Here is a 16216-nt window from a genome sequence, read left to right on the forward strand (position 1 = left end):
TCGCGACGGCCAGGAAGATCTGGCCGGAGGTGGAGATCATGTGCAGCTCGCAGCGCCTGCCCCTGGACGAGTACGTGCGGTCGATCGGCGACGTGGACCGAGTGATCAACATGCTCGTGGGGGACACGCAGCGAGTGGGGCTCTACGCCGAGAAGGGCTTCGCCATCCCCCAAGAAGTCCCGCCCGAGGTGAACGAGGCGTACGCGCACCTCGTCGAAGCGGGCTACACGACCAGACTCGTACACGACTAGTTCCCCTGCCGTTGACCGCCGTGGGGTTTTGTCGTTGGACTAGCCTTCGCTGGAAGATCAACAGAGGGGGATTCCGGCTCCATGGGCGGTCATCACTTCCACGGTTACATCGAGGCCGCCGAGGCGAACGATGCCGTACCCGATGACGAGCGGGTCAAGACGCTCGTTCCGGACCGGATCCTCAACACCCCTGTCGAGGCCGCCGACTGGCTGGCCGAGCTCATCGGGCACGTTCTCGACGACGGCATCGACCTGTCCGGCGACCACGCGCAGTGGGTCTCCAACGCCCGTGACGGCGGGATCACCACCGCGGTGGTCGACGATGCCGCACTGACCGTGATCCCGGTGCCCAACGGGTTGCCCTGCGTTCACGAGCGCGTCACCGGCGGCCGGAGCCAGCGCACCGGGCGGATGCGCATCGACCGGGCTGCCGCCGCCGATGACGACTACGTCGTCGTGGCGACCGATGAGGACAAGATCGCGATGATCGACGAGATCTTGGCGGTGCCCGACGACGACCAGGTCTACCTGCTCGTCGAGCCGCCGGAAGCGTGGCACATCGCCCCGTCCGACGAAGTGCTCGACCAGCACATCTTCGTCACCTTCGGCTATCGCGGCGGATGGGGCGCGGTCATGGCCGAGTTCCCCGAAACCGATCACACCGCCGCGCTGTGCTTCACCACCCGCGGCGCCGGCGGCGACGACCTGCCCGCCATCACCGTCAACCAGGAGCACAACGCCACGTTCCTGCCCGACGACGTGATCCCCGTCGACGACGTGCGCCGGTGCCTGATCACCCTCGCGCTGTCCGGCGAGATGGACCCCTGCGTCCCCTGGACCTGGACGCGCCAGGACGAGCGCCCGACCGTCTGACCGCGGGGAAATCCGCAATGCCTCGACGGTCTTCCGAACGTTGTGGCACGGTGTTGATCTCGTCGCGGATCGGGGGTGCCTGTGTCGTCTTCCGGGAGTTCTGCGTCTCGCACCGAGAAGTGGATCTTCATCAGCTACCGGCGCGAGGACACCAAGTACCCGGCCGGGCTGTTGAACGAACTCCTCGGCCAGCGGTTCAGCCCGGACCGGGTCTTCTACGACCTCGCCACCGGGCCGGGCGTCAGGTACGTGGAGGCGATCGACGATGCGCTGCGGACGGCCAAGGTCCTGCTGGCGCTGATCGGCGAGCGGTGGATTGACATCGCCGACGAGCACGGCGATCGACGGCTCGACAACCCGCACGACCTGGTCGCGCACGAGATCGCAACGGCGCTGGAGCGCGGTCTCCTGGTCATCCCGGTGCTGGTCGACGGCGCCCGGCTGCCCGGCCGCGACGAGTTGCCGGAAAGGCTGCGGCCGCTGGTCTCGCGGAACGCGACGCGGTTGGGGCACGAGAGCTTCTCCGCCGATGCCGACAAGCTGATCGGTGCGATCGTCGCGCACACGCCGGAAGCCGATTGGTGGCCGGTGCCCGATCCGGTCGAGCCGGCTTCCTCGCCTGGCGAAGGCGCGAGCGCAAGGCGACGAGGCATGAGCGCCGGTCTCTACCTGGGCTTGGCGATCATCGCGGTGGCGCTGACCGTCCTGATCGCGGTCTTGTCCTGGCCCACCGGCGAGGAGCCCAGCCCGCCGAAAGCCGCCTCGCCGAAAGCCGCCTCGCCGGTCGTCGACCACGTGTGGCAGGCCGGGTGCGGTCGGCGCTACCTCGACCAACCGGTGGCGCAGGCCGATCCCGCCGCCCTGGCCACCGCGCCGAAGGACGACGACGCCGTGCTGGCCGACGACGTGTGGCTGGACATCTCGGTGCGGAACACCGCTCCCACCGAGTTGCTGCTCGACGAAATCCAGATCGAGGAGGTCGGCCGGGACAGCGCGCCGCAGACCGGTTTCCTGGTCCGGCCCGCTTCGGGAGGATGCGCGCAGGGCACCGCCCGGTTCGAGCTGAACGCCGATCTGGACAGCGACCCGCCGACGCTGTCGCCGCCGGAAACCGCTGGGGATTCCGCGGACCGGATCGCCTGGCCGTTCCCCATCGGCCGCACGAACCCGGAGACTTTCCGGCTGCGGTTCAGCAGCCGTGGCTGCGAATGCCGGTTCCGGGTGGTTCTGCGTTGGCGGCAGGGCGGCGTGGAGACCGAGCCGGTCGCACTTCCGGCGGACGGCAAGCGGTTCCACGTGGTGCCGCGCGGCGACCTGCCCGCTTACCGGCTGGAGCAGACCGGCGGGACGGCCCTGCTCCAGCCCGAGTGATCGCCTCGCCGACTGCCGCGGGGGGAGGTGAACGGCCCGTTCGCCTCATCTATCCGAGGGGAACGGGCCGTTCGCCCACCCCGGCCAGCGGTGCCGGTCAGTAGCCGACGGTGAAGTGCTTCTCCCCGCGCGGGTTCTCCAGTTCGTCGAGGACCGCCACCGCGAGGTCTTCCGCCGAGATCCGGGACGCGCCTTCCGCGTCGGTGAGGAGCGTGGTTCCGCCGCGCCGGTAGGTTCCGGTGCGGTGGCCCGGTTCGAGGACCGCGGGCGGCGACAGGTACACCCAGTCGGCCGGGTGTTCGCGGCAGGCGTCCAGTTGCGCGACGCTGGCCGCGGCGATGACGCGCCACTCCGGTGCCACGTAGTCGGGGTTGTCGACCACGAGCTGCTCGGGGCGTCCCGGGGTCTGCAGCGGTCCGGCGCCGCCGATGACGACGATGCGGGTTCGGGTTTTCACGGCCGCGTCGAGCAATGCCGTGATCGTCGCGGGGACCGTGCCCTCCCGCCCCGGGCGGGGGCGGGTCGCCGCCACGATCGCGTCGGCTTCGGTGAACAGCTTGCTCATCTGGTCCCGGTCGGTGGCATCGCCCCGGACGGCGCTCACGCCTCCGGGCGGGGATGCGGGTACTTCTCCGCGGAACACGGCGGTGACGTCGTGTCCTCGGTCGGCGGCTTCCGAGGTGACTCGGGAGCCGACCATGCCGGCTGCGCCGATGACGGCGATTCTCATCGTGCGGTCCTTTCAGCGGTGAAGTTCGGAGTGAGTCGAGGGGAGAACTGGCCCGCGACGATTGCGGCCAGCGAGAGAGCGAAGCCGAGCAGCTGGATCGGGCCGAGCGTCTGGCCGAGCAGCACCGCGCCGAGGAGCGCGGCGACGATCGGGGAGAACAGGCCGAGGACGGCGACCGAGGTGACCGGCAACGTCTTGATGCCGCGGAACCACAGGACGTAGGCGGCCAAACCGCCGACCAGGCCCAGCCAGAGGTAGCCGAGTGCGCCAGGAAGATCGATCGCCGGCGGTGGGCCCTCGAAGAAGAACGTGACGGGCACGAGGAACAGGCCGCCGGCGGTGAGCTGCCACCCCGCGAACGCGGTGGGCCCGACACCGGCGGGACGCCCCCATCGCTTGGTGAGCGTCACGCCCAACGCCATCGAAGCCGCGGCGGCGAGGCCGGCCAGGATCCCGGGGCCGTCGAACGCCGCATCCGGGCCGATCACCACCAGGCCGACGCCCACAACGCCGACGACACCCCAGGTGAACCGCCAAGCGGAGGGGCGCTCGCCGAGGACCGCGACCGCCAGAACCGCCACGATGAGCGGTTGCGACGCGCCGAGCGTGGCGGCAACGCCGCCCGGCAGCCGCTCGGCCGCCACGAACAACATTGCGAAGAGCATCCCGATGTTCAGCACGCCGAGCACCGCGGCCTTTCCCCACCACGTCCCGCGCGGCAGCGTCCGCGTGAGTGCCAACGCGATCAGCCCCGCGGGCAACGCGCGCAGGATCCCCGCGAAGAAGGGATGTCCTGGCGGGAGGAGTTCGGTGGTGACCACGTAGGTCGTGCCCCACACCATGGGCGCGAGCGCCGTCAACGCGGTGCGGGATGCGATCCCGCTTGCCGCGCCGCTGCCGGCGGTCGCGGAGATCGTCTGGTTCATCACCCGGCAAGTCTCGGCCGACCAGCATCGATGAGTCCAACACATGTTTGTCACCGGATCCATCTCGATGCACGATAGATCCATGGAGCTCCAGCAGATGCGCTACGTCGTCGCGGTCGCCGAGACGAACAGCTTCACCCGCGCCGCCGAGCGGTGCCTCGTCGTCCAGTCCGCGCTCAGCCACCAGGTGGCGCGCCTGGAACGAGAACTCGGCGGCAAGCTCTTCGAGCGCACCAGCCGCCGGGTGCGGCTGACGCCGGCCGGCGAGGCGTTCCTGCCCGCCGCCCGGCAATGCCTCGACGCCGCCGAGCGCGCCGCGGCCGAGGTCGCCGCGGCCCTCGGCGAGGTGCGCGGGCGGCTGACCGTCGGCGTGATCCCCACCGTCGCCGCGGTGGACATCCCGGCCGCGCTGCACGAATTCCGCAGCCGGTACCCGAACGTGCGCATCGGCCTGCGCGTCGGCGCCAGCGAGGAACTCGTCGAGCAGGTCAGGGATGGCGTCCTCGACGTCGCCTGCCTGGGGCTGCCGGCCACGATCCAGCCGCGCGGGGTCCGCACCCTCGTGACCGCCCGGGATCGGCTCGTCGCCGTCGTCGCGCCCGGGCACCCGCTCGCCGGGGAACCGGAGGTCGACCTCCGCCGGCTTTCCGCCGAGGTGTTCGTGGACTTCCCACTCGGGTCGGCCGGTCGCGCCCAATCCGATCAGGCCTTCGCCGCCGCGGGCCTCGACCGCGACATCGCCTTCGAGGTCCCCGCCCCGGACCTGATGATCCGGATCGTCCGGCGGGGCCTCGGCATCGCCATGCTCGCCTCGACCTACGTGCCGCAGCTGACGGGCGTGCAGACCATCGAGGTGTCCGACGCGCCTGCCCGCATCGAGTACCTGGCGTGGAACGACGTCGGCCCGACGCCCGCGGCGAAGGCCTTCCTGGAGATCGCCGGCGTCCCCGCGCACGACCTCGCCGACCGGTCCTGATCCGCCGTCATCGCGCTGAACTTGCTCGGTCACCGCGAGGTTCCCGAGTCACCGAAAAGTGCGTTCTTCCATGTCAGCGGCCACTTTCCTACGGTTTTCGAAGAACCGGAGGAGACGAGCCCCCGGGCTCGCACGAGGAGGAAGCAGGCAGCATGGCCATCACCCTGGTGAACCCCAGCGGATTGCCGGAAATCGGCGCCTACCGGCAGGTGTCGATCGCGACCGGCTCGAAGCTGGTCTTCATCGCCGGGCAGGTCGCGTGGGACGCCAACGGGGTCACGGTCGGCGAAGGCGATCTCACCGCCCAGGTCGAGCAGTGCTACCTCAACGTCGGCACCGCCCTGGCCGAGGTCGGCGCCTCCTTCGACGACGTGGCGAAGCTGACCGTCTACGTCGCCGGCTGGACGCCCGACAAGCTGCCCCTGTTCATGGAAGGCGTCGCGCGGGCGGCGGCGAAGCTGGACGTCACCCCGGTGCCGCCGGCCACGCTGCTGGGCGTGGCGGCGCTGCACGTGCCCGAGCACCTGGTCGAGGTCGAGGCAACCGCGATCATCGACTGATCAGGTGCGTTGCCGGTGGGTCGCCCGACCGGGAGAGAGCCCCCGACGGGCAAGGGCTTTCGGCCCGCTGCGGAGATCAGCGGGTCCTGTTCTGGCCGCAATTTCCATTGAAATCGAACCTTCGATTTCAATGGAAATTGCGGCGGGTCACCCACTCGCCGGGTGCGGTTCGCGCCACATGGGTTGCAGCCGGGGGCCGTCGTCGGGAAGCGCGATCGGCTCGCCCAGCGGCTCGAAGCCGTGCCGCGCGTAGAGGGCCTGGTTGCGCGGCGTGCTCGCTTCCAGGTACGTCGGCTGGGCCTCGGCGTCGGCTCGGTGGAGCCGGTGCCGCAGGATCGCGCTTCCGACGCCGCTTCCGCGGCTCGCGGCGAGCACGCCCATGGAGGACAGGAAGACGTGCGGCTCGTCCGGGTGCCGCTGCGCGACCAGCGTCAGCACGGTGGCCATGCGGCGCAGCACGGGATCGGCACCGGCCGATTCGGCCAGCACCACCGCCTCCCGGCGGACCCGCTCCGCCGACCGCAAGGTCAGCCAGACCGACAGTCCCTCGATCGCCCCGTCCGCGCGTTGCGCGACCAGGACTTCGTCCGCGCCCAGCGCTTCGCGGACGGAGTCCCGGAACAGCGCGCCGGGGAGCTCCCGGCCGGACGTGACCCAGCTGGTGACCGCTTCGTCGGCGCAGGCCGCGGCGTAGGCCGGGACGATGCGGTCCAGTTCGGCGGGCGCGGCCCTGCGGACGATCAGATCCATCGCGGTCCCTTCAATACGCGGTGAACATCCCTGCTCTCCCGCCATTCTTCGGGCAGTATCGGGTGGTGGCGAGCCTTTTCGTCACGAGAAGTCGTGTGACGAAAAGGAAGATCCCATGCGCTGTGCGCAATGCGGTGTCGAGCTCGCGGCCGCCGAGCGGGGCAGGCCGCGCCGCTACTGCAGCCGGTCCTGCCAGGCGCGCGCGTACCGGGCCAGAAAGGACGGCGGCGGGCTGAACCGCCGTTCCGCGCCCAGGGGCGAACGCGTGCGCGGAGAGCTGGACCGCGCGGCGATCGTGCGGAGCGCGATCCGGATCGCCGACGCCGAAGGGCTTGCCGCGGTCTCCATGCGCGCCGTCGCGGCGAGCAACGGCGTTGCGGCGATGGCGTTGTACCGGCACGTGTCCGGAAAGGACGAACTGGTCCGCGCGATGGTGGAGGCCGTTGTCGCGGAATGCCGGCCAGCAGATCGGGATTCAGGCGAATGGCGTGCAGTGCTGGAGCACCAGGCGCGGCAGGAATGGGCGCTGTACCAACGACATCCGTGGGTGCTGGCGGTGCTCGCCTCGACGCGCCCACCGCTGGGCGGCTCCGTGCTCGCGATGGTCGACCGGTCGATGGCCGCGCTCGCCGGGCACTTCGACGCCGACACGAGCCTCTCGGTGTACCTGCTGGTCAGCGGATATGTGCAGGGCATGGCTCTGCTGCTGACCGCGGAGGAGGAGGCGTTCCGGGACTCCGGCGTCGGCTACGAGCGGTGGTGGTCGGCGCGGCGGGACCACCTGGTCGGCGCCGCAGGCGTCCGCTACCCGTGGCTGGCCGAGGTGTCCTCGGAGGCGCGGCTCGACGACTGGTTCGAGTTCGGCTTGCAACGTGTGCTGGACGGCATCGGGGCTCGCCTGTGATCAGCGGGACGAGAACCGGTATCGGGCAAGGGTTTTCGGCCCCCAGAGGGCCACGACCAGGGCCGCCGCGGCCAGCATGACGGGCGCCGCGAACGCCGGGTCGTAGGCCCAGCCGTCCTCCGACATCGAGTACGTGACGTTCATCGTCGTGTGGAACAGGACCGCGGTGAAAACGCTGTGCCCCGTGTTGTTGTGCAGCCACACGATGATCACCCTGGCCGCGACGGTGAAGGCGCACTGCCAGAACACCCATGCGGGCTCGTGGAGCTGCAGGTACGGCACCAGGTGCCAGGCCGCCCACACGGTTCCGACGATGGCGCCGCCGCCGAGCGCTCCCCACCGCTGCTGCATCGGGCCGGTGGCGTAGCCCGTCCAGCCCACTTCCTCCGCGACGCCCGCGATGAAGTAGATGACGCAGTAGATCAGCACCGCCGTCCACGAGATGCGCGGTTCGGGCAGCCGTTGCCCGGCGAGCAGCATCAGCCAGTACGACACCAGCGCGACCGCGGGCATGATCAGCAGGATCGGCGCGTACCAGATCCGCCGCCTGATGCTCGAAACGTCAACGGCGGCGCGGAGAAGCCTGCGCACCTCGCCGGCACCGTCGTTGATGCCGACGAGGATCGCAGCAGCCACCAGCGGGACGACGAACTGCAGGGCGCTCAACGGCAGGTTCGCCGGCAGCCGCACGTCGGAGAACTCGCCGAGGAGCACGAACGGGGCGGCCAGGACGAAGACCAGCGCGAAGAACGTCCACGGCGACCTCGACCAAGCCCCACGTGTCGCCACGAACCCCCCGATCCTCCACTTCGGACCAGGGAATCCTCCCGCCGCACCGACGACCGCACATCGGGGAGAACCCCGACCCGCCCCTGACGTCAGCGCAGCGCTTCGGCGAGCGCGCGGAAGGTCGGCAGCGGGTCGCCGCCGAGGGCCTGGATGCTCACGTGGTTCGCGCCCGCCTCCAGGTGCGCGTTGATGCCTTCGGCGATCTGCTCCGCGTTGCCGTGCAGGGCCAGGGCGTCGATCAGGCGGTCGCTGCCGGGCACCGCGACGTCCTCGGCGGTGAAGTCGTACCGGCGCAGGTTCTTGGTGTAGTTGCTCAGGTTCAGGTACATCTCCACCGCCGCGCGGCCGGTGGCGCGGGCGCGCTCCGGGTCGGTGTCGAGCACGACCTTCTGCTCCGGGGCGAGCAGCGGTGCGTCGCCGAGGATCTCCCTGGCCTGCCTGGTGTGCGCGGGGACGGTCAGGTACGGGTGGGCTCCCGCGGCCCGATCGCCGGCCAGCTGGAGCACCTTCGGGCCGAGCGCGGCGAGCACGCGGCCGGACGCGGGAACCCCGGCGGCGTCCAGCTGGTCGAGGTAGTCGACCAGCGCCTGGTACGGCTTGGTGTAGGTGTCGGTCATCTCGCGGTGCCCGGCGCCGATGCCGAGGACGAACCGGTCCGGGTGCTTCGCGGCGATCCGGTGGTAGGACTCGGCCACGGTGCGGGCATCGGAGTTCCAGATGTTCACGATCCCGGTGGCGACGGTGATCCCGTCGGTGGCGTCGAGCAGCCGCTCCGCCAGCGCCAGGTCCGCCGGCGGCGAGCCGCCGATCCAGATCGTGCCGTAGCCGAGCCTCTCCACCTCGATCGCCAGTTCGGGGTCGAGCCCGGTGGACAGCCGCCAGATGCCGAGTTTGCCGAGTTCTGCGGTCATGGCCATGGCCAACACGACGAGCGCCCGCGGCATTCCCGGCATCGCCCGACCGTGTCAGCCGTCCTTGCGCCAGACGTAGGCGGCGGAGATCGGGTGGTTGCGGAAGCGCTCCCACTTCGGCTTCACCGCGAGCCACTCGTCGTCGATCACGCCCTCGCGCAGCTCCGCCAGCCGCCAGCCCGCCGCGAGCGCCGCCGCCGCGTGGTCGCTGATGAGGTGCACGTTGGTGGTGATGGCCACCGATTCGCCGGCGTCGTTGGTGTAGTGCGTCGGCATGCCCGAGGTCATGATGAAGTGCGGGTGGAACGTCACCAGCACGAACGCGGCCTTCGGCGCGGCCAGCCGCCACGCCTCCCGGTACAGCGGGTTCAGGTCGTCCAGGTGCTCGTCGATCAGCGACGAGATCACCAGGTCGTACGCCGCGTCGGGGAGACCGGTGGCCGCGACGTCGGCCTCCACGAGCCGGTCGTGGGCGCCGCGGCGCTGCGCGACGGCGAGCATCTCCGGCGTCAGGTCCACCCCGTCGATCGACGGGATTCCCTTGTCCCGCAACCACTGCCCGGTCCGTCCGGTGCCGCAGCCGAGGTCGGCGGCCCGCGCGACGGCCGCCCAGGACGGCTCCTGGAGCCGGTCGAGCAGCGCGATGTCCATCGCGTCCTCGACGGTCTGCTCGTAGTGTGCGACCCATTCGCCGTACCCGGTGCGGACGTCCACGGTGCGATATCCCCGCGCGTCGAAATCGCTGAACTCCATTGGGCCGATTATTCAGCCCCGTGCTCCTGCTGCGAAACGATTTTTCCACCGGCCGGCCCAGCGTTGCTCCGTGCGGGATCACAGGTCCGCCCCGGATTCGCGGAACGGCTTGACTGATCACGTTCCGCGACGACATGGTTGCGGACTGCCTGTTTGTGCGGACGGGGAGGTCGGCATGGGGGAGGACGGCAGGGAGCGGCGACCGTTCCACGTTCCGGTGGTCAGGCGGCGCTGGCCGCAGCTGGGCATCGCCGCGGCCTGCGCGGTGGTGCTGGTGGTCGCCGCCTACTTCGTCGTCACGACGACGAGCGGCTGCGCTCCCGGGCTGCACCGGACGGGGCCGCTGGACGAGTGCATCGGGGTCACCGACGGGCCGGGGGAGTTCGGGCTCAGCGACGGGCAGGGCGGCTTCGACAGCAGCCTGCGGGTCGTGCAGGACAAGATCGCGGCGGAGAACGCCCGGGTGCGGCGGATCAGCCGCGAGCAGAACAAGCCCTACGTCAGCATCGCCTACTTCAGCCCGCTCACCGTCGCCAAGCCCGACACCACCACGATCGAGGCGGTCCGGCGCGGCCTGGAGGGCACCTACGTTTCGCAGCTGCGCGCGAACGCCGACGGCAGGGAGGAATGGGGCGGCAACCTGCCGCTGATCCAGGTGCTGCTGGCCAACCCCGGCAGCCGGAGCGCGCAGTGGGAGCCGGTGGTCGAGCAGCTGCGGCAGCTGCGGCAGCCCGCGGAGAACGGCCGGCTGGTGGCGGTGACCGGGCTCGGGCAGAGCCTCGCGGGCACCCGGGACGCGATAAACCGCCTGTCCCAGCACGGGATTCCGATGGTCGGCGCGATCATCACCGCCGACAAGTTCGCGACCGATCCGGCGGCGACCGAGGCGAAGGGGCTGCTGCGGGTGGCGCCGCCGAACTCCGCGCAGGCCGGCGCGCTGGTCAAGCGCCTGGAGGAGACGCAGCTCGCGCTGGTCGTCTGGGACCGCAACGAGGACGAGGTCTTCGCCCGGGACCTGGCGAACGCGTACGAGGCCGCGTACCAGCAGCGCGGCGGGAAGCTGGTGCGCGGCGAGCCGTTCGACTCCGCGCAGCTCGCCACCGCCAACACCTTCCCGGCGATGGTGCCGAACATCTGCCTGAAGAGACCGGACGTGATCCTGTTCGCCGGCCGGCTGCGCGAGCTGAAGCCGTTCCTCAACGCGCTGTCCTCCCGCTCCTGCACGGAGCTGAAGATGCGCGTGCTCATCACCGACAGCGTCGTGAACATCGGCGGCGACCCGGAAATCCAGCGCAGCCTGGAATCCGGGATCACGCTGGAGTACTCGCAGCTGGCGGCACCGGACGCGTGGCGCGCCGCGCCGCAGTACTTCCCGCGGCGATCGACCGAGTACTTCATCCCCGGTTCCACCGCGACCGCCGTCTTCCAGCAGGAGTTCCCCGGCGAGTCGATCAACGACGGCCTGGCCATCGTCACCTTCGACGCGCTGGGCGTGGCCGTCACCGCGGCCCGCCGCGCCGTGCACAACAACAAGTTCGGCGAGAAGCTGCCCAGCGCGGACGGGGTCGCCGCGGAGTTCGACCGGATGAGCGACACGGGGGCCGTGGACGGAGCGAGCGGCTGGCTCTCCTTCGACACGGAGACCGGGCGCCCGGACAGCAAGGCCCTGCTGGTGTTCCGGGTGACCAAGGAGATCGGCCGGCCCGTCTCGTCGGTGCCGGTCGTGATCTCGGAGACCGGAACCCCGTACCTGCCGTAGCGACCGGTCGACGATTGGGAGTGGTCGATGCAGCCGTTCGAACCGCCCGCGCGCGAACGCATCTTCATCAGCTACCGCCATGGCGACAACGCCTACGCGGCGCGCTGGCTGAATGTCGTGCTGCGCGAGCGGTTCGGCGCCGACCGGGTGTTCTTCGACACGGGGATGGACCCGGGCGTCAACTACGTCCAGGAGATCGAGCGCGAGCTGGATTCCTGCGCCGTGCTGCTCGCGGTGATCGGTCCGCAGTGGATGGTCATCGCCGACGAACTCGGACAGCGGCGCTTGGAGAACCCGAACGACGTCGTGGTGCGGGAGATCTCGACGGCGCTGCGCAACGGCGTGCGGGTGATCCCGGTGCTGATCGACGACGCGGCGATGCCGAAATCGGCGGAACTGCCGACCGGCCTGCGGCCGCTGACGCAGCACAACGGCGTGGTGCTCAACCCCGGCACCTCCGACTCCGAACTCGGCAGGCTCCTCGCCGCCCTCGACAAGCACCTGGCGGGCCCGAGCGCGCCGCCGGATCCCGAGCCCGAACCGGAGCCGGTGGTCAGGAGCCGATACGACCTGCTCCACGACCTCGTGCAGGAGTGCATCACGCCCCCGGACGGCCCGGGTCGCGAGCTGCCGGTGATCCGGCTGCTCGGCAGCGGCACCGAGATGCTGGCGTACCTGGCGGAGGACTGCGGGCCGTCCGTGCCGCACACCCGGCTCGACTTCGACGCGGAGGGCCTGACGTCGCTGCGCCGGGCGGTGGTCGAGCTGGCCGTGCGGTTCGGTGGCCGGGACTCACCGCAGTTCCGCCACCTGATGCTGTGCATCGTCGCCGCTGGTTCGGGTTTCGGCGCCGGGACGGCGTTGTCCAAGCTGCGCAACGCGGTGCTCGCCGCGGAGCAGCCGGACTTCTTCCGGGTGACGTTCGACGCCGTGGTCGGCGCGTTGCAGGCGTCGGGGGCCCTGCTGAACTGGTCCGGCGTCCTCGCGGGCGCGTTGCTCAGCGGCGGCGAGCGGGCGCAGTGGCGCAGGCGGCTGCGGGCGTTGACCGGGTTCCGGGATTCCGCCGGTGTGGCACCGGATCCGTGGGCGGAGCCGGATGCGGTGGGTTCGCGCGAGTTCGACGAGGTGCTCCTGGCGGCCTTCCTCGCCGACCTGCGCCAGGCCCGCGCGGGCCGGCGGTCGGGGCGCGCGATGAACTGCGTCGCCCTGCTGGACAACGCGGATGCGCCGCTCGGCGAGCGGTTCCTGGACCTGCTGCTCGACCTCCGGCGAGGGCTCCCGCCCGATCCGCTCGTGGTCGTCGCGGCGGGCCGGCAGTGGCAGCCGCCGCTGGACGCCCCGGAAGCCGTCGACCTGCCGACGCTGGCCGGGTGGGAGGAGCACCGGAGCGTCGCCGGGAACCGGGGCTCGGGGTGGCTGCCGGTCGATCTGTGAGCCGTCAGCGCAGGGGGAGGCCGACGTAGTTCTCCGCCAGCGTGGTGGCCGCCGCGGTGGAGGTGCGGAGGTAGTCGAACTGGGCGCACTGCAGGCGCCGTTCGAAGGCCGCGTCCGGGCCGCCGAAGTGGTGCGTCAGCGAGGTCATCCACCACGAGAAGTTCTGCACCCGCCAGACCCGTTGCAGGCAGGCGGCGGAGTAGCCGTCCAGGCCGGTGGTGCTGCCGGTCCGGTGGTAGGTGGCCACAGCGTCGGCGAGCCGGTCCACATCGGACACCGCGAGGTTGAGCCCCTTCGCGCCGGTCGGCGGGACGATGTGGGCGGAATCGCCCGCCAGGAAGAGGCGGCCGTGGCGCAGCGGTTCGGCCACGAAGCTGCGCATCGCGGTGACGGTCTTGTCGATGATCGGGCCGTCGTGCAGCGTCCAGCCCGGCGTGCCCAGCCGGGTCCGCAGCTCCGCCCAGATCCGCTCGTCCGGCCACTCGTCGAGCGGCTCGTCCGGGGCGCATTGCAGGTAGAAGCGGCTCAGCTCGGCCGACCGCATGCTGTGCAGCGCGAATCCGTTGACGTGGTTGGCGTAGATCAGCTCGCCGGAGGACGGCGCGACGGACGCCAGGACACCCAGCCAGCCGAAGGGGTAGACGCGCTCGTAGACGGTCCGCGTCCCGGCCGGGATGATGTCCCGGCAGACGCCGTGGAAGCCGTCGCAGCCCGCGACGAAGTCGGCGCGCAGTTCGCGTTCGACGCCCTCGTGGGTGAAGCGGACGAACGGCCGGTCGGTCGTCACGTCGTGCACGCCGACATCGGCGACCTCGAACAGCACCTGGCCGTCGTCGCGCCGGCGGCGCTCGGCGAGGTCGCGTACCACCTCCTGCTGGCCGTACACGGTGATCCCGCGGCCGGTGAGCTCGCGGAACGGGATGCGCAAGCGTTCCTCGTCGAACTGCAGGTGCACGCCGTCGTGCACGTCGCCCTCGCGCAGCATCCGGTCGCCGACCCCGGCTTCGCGCAGCAGGTCCGCGGTGCCCTGTTCGAGCACGCCGGCGCGCACGCGGTGCTGGACGTACTCCTGGCTGTGCCGCTCCAGCACGACGGAGTCGATGCCGTGCAGGTGCAGCAGGTGGGACAGCAGCAGCCCGGCGGGGCCGCCGCCGACGATCGCGACCTGGGTGCGCAAGGCGGCTCCTCCCGTCGGGGCTGGCACCACTCCACTGCGGCTTCCCGGAGTCCGCAAGCCGTGCGGTCCGCGCCTTGCGAAAACGAGCCTGGAAGCGTTGCGCCCCCGGATCGGGTGCCAGGATGGCGTGGTGGCGAAGGCACAGCGCGTCGGACGGCCCCGGGATCCAGCGGTGGACACGCGCGCCCTGGAGGCGGCGCGGGCGGTGTACGCCGAGCGCGGCTGGAGCGGCTTCTCGCTCGACGAGGTCGCCCGGCGCTCCGGGATCGGGAAGGGCTCGCTCTACCTGCGCTGGCCGAACAAGGCCGCGCTGCTGGTCGCCGCGGTGCGGGAGCGCACCCGGTTCATCGCCGAGATCGACACCGGCGAGCTGCGCGCCGACCTGGTCGAGTTCGCCCGCGGCTGGATGGAGTACCTGGGCGCCGACGAGGGCGCGCTGACCTCCCGGCTGGGCGTGGACGCGCAGTTCTCGCCGGAGCTCGCCGAGTCGCTGACCGACGACCCGTACCCCGAGCACATCCGGGCGACCCGCGCGATCGTGCGGCGCGGCATCGAGCGCGGTGAGCTGCCGCCCGGCGCGTCGGTGGCGCTGATCGCCGACCTGATCGCGGGCGCGGTGTCCAACCACGTCCGCGCCACGCCGCCGCACCTGCGCGGGCAGGTCTGGGCGGAGTCGGCGGGCTACCTGGCCGAGCTGGTCGACACCGTCCTGGCCGGGGTGCACGCCCGGTCCTGAGCCCCCGAAGGGCTATTGCGGACGGAAGTCGTCGGAAATATGTTCGGGTACGTCGGACTCAGCGCGAAACCAGCGGAGGTTTCGAATGGGCCACTGCCGCGACGATTCAGGCCTTCGGTGCCGGGCCGACCGCCCACCGGTGGTGGGACTTCCCGCACCGGCGCAGGGCCAGCGCGCGCGGGAGATCCGCGCCGGGTTGCTGGGCATGGATGACGCCGTGCTGGCCGAACCGACCCGCCCTCCGGGAGCGTCCGCATGACCTTCGACTTCACCGATGAGCAGCGCGCGCTGCGCCAGGCGGTCCGCGAGCTGCTCGACGACCACAGCGCGGAACCCGCCGTGCGCGCGGTTGCTGCGAGCGCCACCGGCGTCGACCAGGACCTGTGGAAGCTGGTCGCCGAGCAGCTGGGCCTGGCAGGCCTGGTGGTGCCGGAGAGCTGCGGCGGGGCGGGGGCCGGACCGGTCGAGCTCGCCATCGTGCTGGAGGAGATGGGCAAGAAGCTGTTCTGCGGCCCATACCTGTCGAGCTCGGTGCTCGCCGCCACGCTGCTGACCGAACTCTCGTGCGCGGAGGTCCTGCCGGACCTGGCGAGCGGACTGCGCACCGCGACGGTCGTGTTCGCGCAGCAGTCGATCGCCGCCGGGGAAAGGCTTTCCGGCGAGCAGCGCTTCGTGCTCGACGGCGCGACGGCCGACCTGCTGCTGGTGGTCGCCGACGGGCCGCGGGTGTTCGCCGTAGACCCGGCCGCCGGCGGCGTCTCGATCCAGCCGATGTCCACTGTGGATGGAACTCGGCGGCTCGCCGCGATCGCCCTCGACGACGTGCCCGCCCGGCCGGTCGGAGACCCCGGCGGCACCGCAGCCGCGGTGGAATGGACGCTGCGCACCGGGGAGGTCGCGCTCGCCGCCGAACAGGCCGGCGGGGCCCGGGCGGCGCTGGACATGGCCGTGGAATACGCCCGGACCCGGTTCCAGTTCGGCCGCGCCATCGGCAGCTTCCAGGCCATCAAGCACATGTGCGCCAACCTGCTGGTGGAGGTCGAGTCGGCGTACTCCACCGCCTACGCGGCGGCCTGGGCGCTGGCCGAGCGGAGCCCGGAGGCCACCGCGCTGGCCGCGATGGCGCAGGCCTTCTGCTCCGACGCGTTCGTGCGGGTGGCCGCCGACAACATCCAGATCCACGGCGGGATCGGCTTCACCTGGGACCATCCCGCGCACCTCTACCTGCGCCGAGCCCGCAGCAGCGCCCAGTTGCTCGGCGACGCGGCAACGCACCGCGAGCGCTACCTCTCCGCCATCGCCGATTTGGGGTGACC

General features: G+C 71.3%; 16 protein-coding genes and 1 pseudogene. 10 read left to right on the forward strand and 7 right to left on the reverse strand.

Annotated features, from left to right (window positions below; translation table 11 throughout):
* From AB0H93_RS42595 to AB0H93_RS42605, 3 genes and pseudogenes are all read left to right on the forward strand, one after another.
* Positions 1-251: pseudogene (locus AB0H93_RS42595) on the forward strand (YdcF family protein); the annotation flags it as partial.
* Positions 252-332: 81 nt separating this feature from the next.
* On the forward strand, positions 333-1124 hold the full coding sequence (locus tag AB0H93_RS42600) for a hypothetical protein (RefSeq protein ID WP_358582261.1): 792 nt from the start codon (positions 333-335) through the stop codon (positions 1122-1124).
* Between the two features lie 75 nt (positions 1125-1199).
* The gene (locus tag AB0H93_RS42605) at positions 1200-2495 is read left to right on the forward strand and encodes a toll/interleukin-1 receptor domain-containing protein (protein WP_358582263.1); all 1296 of its coding nucleotides are present in this window, start codon (positions 1200-1202) and stop codon (positions 2493-2495) included.
* Between the two features lie 97 nt (positions 2496-2592).
* On the opposite strand, the gene AB0H93_RS42610 is transcribed toward AB0H93_RS42605, so the two are convergent.
* Both AB0H93_RS42610 and AB0H93_RS42615 read right to left on the reverse strand, forming a co-directional pair.
* On the reverse strand, positions 2593-3225 hold the full coding sequence (locus AB0H93_RS42610; protein ID WP_358582266.1) for an NAD(P)H-binding protein: 633 nt from the start codon (positions 3223-3225) through the stop codon (positions 2593-2595).
* Complete coding sequence (locus AB0H93_RS42615) at positions 3222-4151, reverse strand: EamA family transporter (protein WP_358582325.1); 930 nt, start codon at positions 4149-4151, stop codon at positions 3222-3224. The genes AB0H93_RS42610 and AB0H93_RS42615 overlap by 4 nt, the downstream gene beginning before the upstream one ends.
* 82 nt (positions 4152-4233) lie before the next feature.
* Here AB0H93_RS42615 and AB0H93_RS42620 point away from each other — a divergent pair, with 82 nt between their 5' ends.
* Both AB0H93_RS42620 and AB0H93_RS42625 read left to right on the forward strand, forming a co-directional pair.
* Complete coding sequence (locus AB0H93_RS42620; protein WP_358582269.1) at positions 4234-5127, forward strand: LysR family transcriptional regulator; 894 nt, start codon at positions 4234-4236, stop codon at positions 5125-5127.
* A 152-nt stretch (positions 5128-5279) separates the two neighbouring features.
* The gene (locus tag AB0H93_RS42625; RefSeq protein WP_358582271.1) at positions 5280-5687 is read left to right on the forward strand and encodes a RidA family protein; all 408 of its coding nucleotides are present in this window, start codon (positions 5280-5282) and stop codon (positions 5685-5687) included.
* 147 nt (positions 5688-5834) lie between these two features.
* Here the strand turns inward: AB0H93_RS42625 and AB0H93_RS42630 are convergent, their stop codons facing one another.
* A complete protein-coding gene (locus tag AB0H93_RS42630) occupies positions 5835-6437 on the reverse strand; it encodes a GNAT family N-acetyltransferase (RefSeq protein ID WP_358582274.1) in 603 nt (200 codons plus the stop codon).
* 115 nt (positions 6438-6552) lie between these two features.
* Between AB0H93_RS42630 and AB0H93_RS42635 the strand changes: the two genes are divergently transcribed.
* A complete protein-coding gene (locus AB0H93_RS42635) occupies positions 6553-7341 on the forward strand; it encodes a TetR/AcrR family transcriptional regulator (protein ID WP_358582276.1) in 789 nt (262 codons plus the stop codon).
* Here the strand turns inward: AB0H93_RS42635 and AB0H93_RS42640 are convergent, their stop codons facing one another.
* The 3 genes from AB0H93_RS42640 to AB0H93_RS42650 form a co-directional block, all read right to left on the reverse strand.
* Positions 7342-8130, reverse strand: a complete 789-nt coding sequence (locus tag AB0H93_RS42640; RefSeq protein ID WP_358582280.1) for a type II CAAX endopeptidase family protein — start codon at positions 8128-8130, stop codon at positions 7342-7344. It abuts the gene before it with no gap.
* Positions 8131-8219: 89 nt separating this feature from the next.
* The gene (locus AB0H93_RS42645) at positions 8220-9041 is read right to left on the reverse strand and encodes an LLM class F420-dependent oxidoreductase (protein ID WP_358582328.1); all 822 of its coding nucleotides are present in this window, start codon (positions 9039-9041) and stop codon (positions 8220-8222) included.
* A 54-nt stretch (positions 9042-9095) separates the two neighbouring features.
* A complete protein-coding gene (locus AB0H93_RS42650) occupies positions 9096-9794 on the reverse strand; it encodes a class I SAM-dependent methyltransferase (RefSeq protein ID WP_358582282.1) in 699 nt (232 codons plus the stop codon).
* Between the two features lie 175 nt (positions 9795-9969).
* Here AB0H93_RS42650 and AB0H93_RS42655 point away from each other — a divergent pair, with 175 nt between their 5' ends.
* Together AB0H93_RS42655 and AB0H93_RS42660 are read left to right on the forward strand one after the other, a co-directional pair.
* Positions 9970-11553, forward strand: coding sequence for a hypothetical protein (locus AB0H93_RS42655; protein WP_358582285.1), 1584 nt, complete (start codon positions 9970-9972; stop codon positions 11551-11553).
* A 27-nt stretch (positions 11554-11580) separates the two neighbouring features.
* Positions 11581-12987, forward strand: coding sequence for a toll/interleukin-1 receptor domain-containing protein (locus AB0H93_RS42660; RefSeq protein ID WP_358582287.1), 1407 nt, complete (start codon positions 11581-11583; stop codon positions 12985-12987).
* A gap of 4 nt (positions 12988-12991) precedes the next feature.
* Here AB0H93_RS42660 and AB0H93_RS42665 read toward each other — a convergent pair whose 3' ends face one another.
* A complete protein-coding gene (locus AB0H93_RS42665) occupies positions 12992-14164 on the reverse strand; it encodes a 4-hydroxybenzoate 3-monooxygenase (RefSeq protein WP_358582289.1) in 1173 nt (390 codons plus the stop codon).
* A gap of 172 nt (positions 14165-14336) precedes the next feature.
* Between AB0H93_RS42665 and AB0H93_RS42670 the strand changes: the two genes are divergently transcribed.
* Together AB0H93_RS42670 and AB0H93_RS42675 are read left to right on the forward strand one after the other, a co-directional pair.
* A complete protein-coding gene (locus AB0H93_RS42670) occupies positions 14337-14900 on the forward strand; it encodes a TetR/AcrR family transcriptional regulator (protein WP_358582291.1) in 564 nt (187 codons plus the stop codon).
* Between the two features lie 255 nt (positions 14901-15155).
* Positions 15156-16214 carry an acyl-CoA dehydrogenase family protein gene (locus AB0H93_RS42675; RefSeq protein ID WP_358582294.1) on the forward strand — a complete coding sequence of 353 codons (1059 nt, stop codon included), beginning with the start codon at positions 15156-15158 and terminating at the stop codon, positions 16212-16214.
* The last annotated feature ends 2 nt before the right edge of the window (positions 16215-16216 follow it).

Source organism: Saccharopolyspora sp. NPDC050642, from assembly GCF_040654735.1.
Classification (GTDB): domain Bacteria; phylum Actinomycetota; class Actinomycetes; order Mycobacteriales; family Pseudonocardiaceae; genus Saccharopolyspora; species Saccharopolyspora elongata.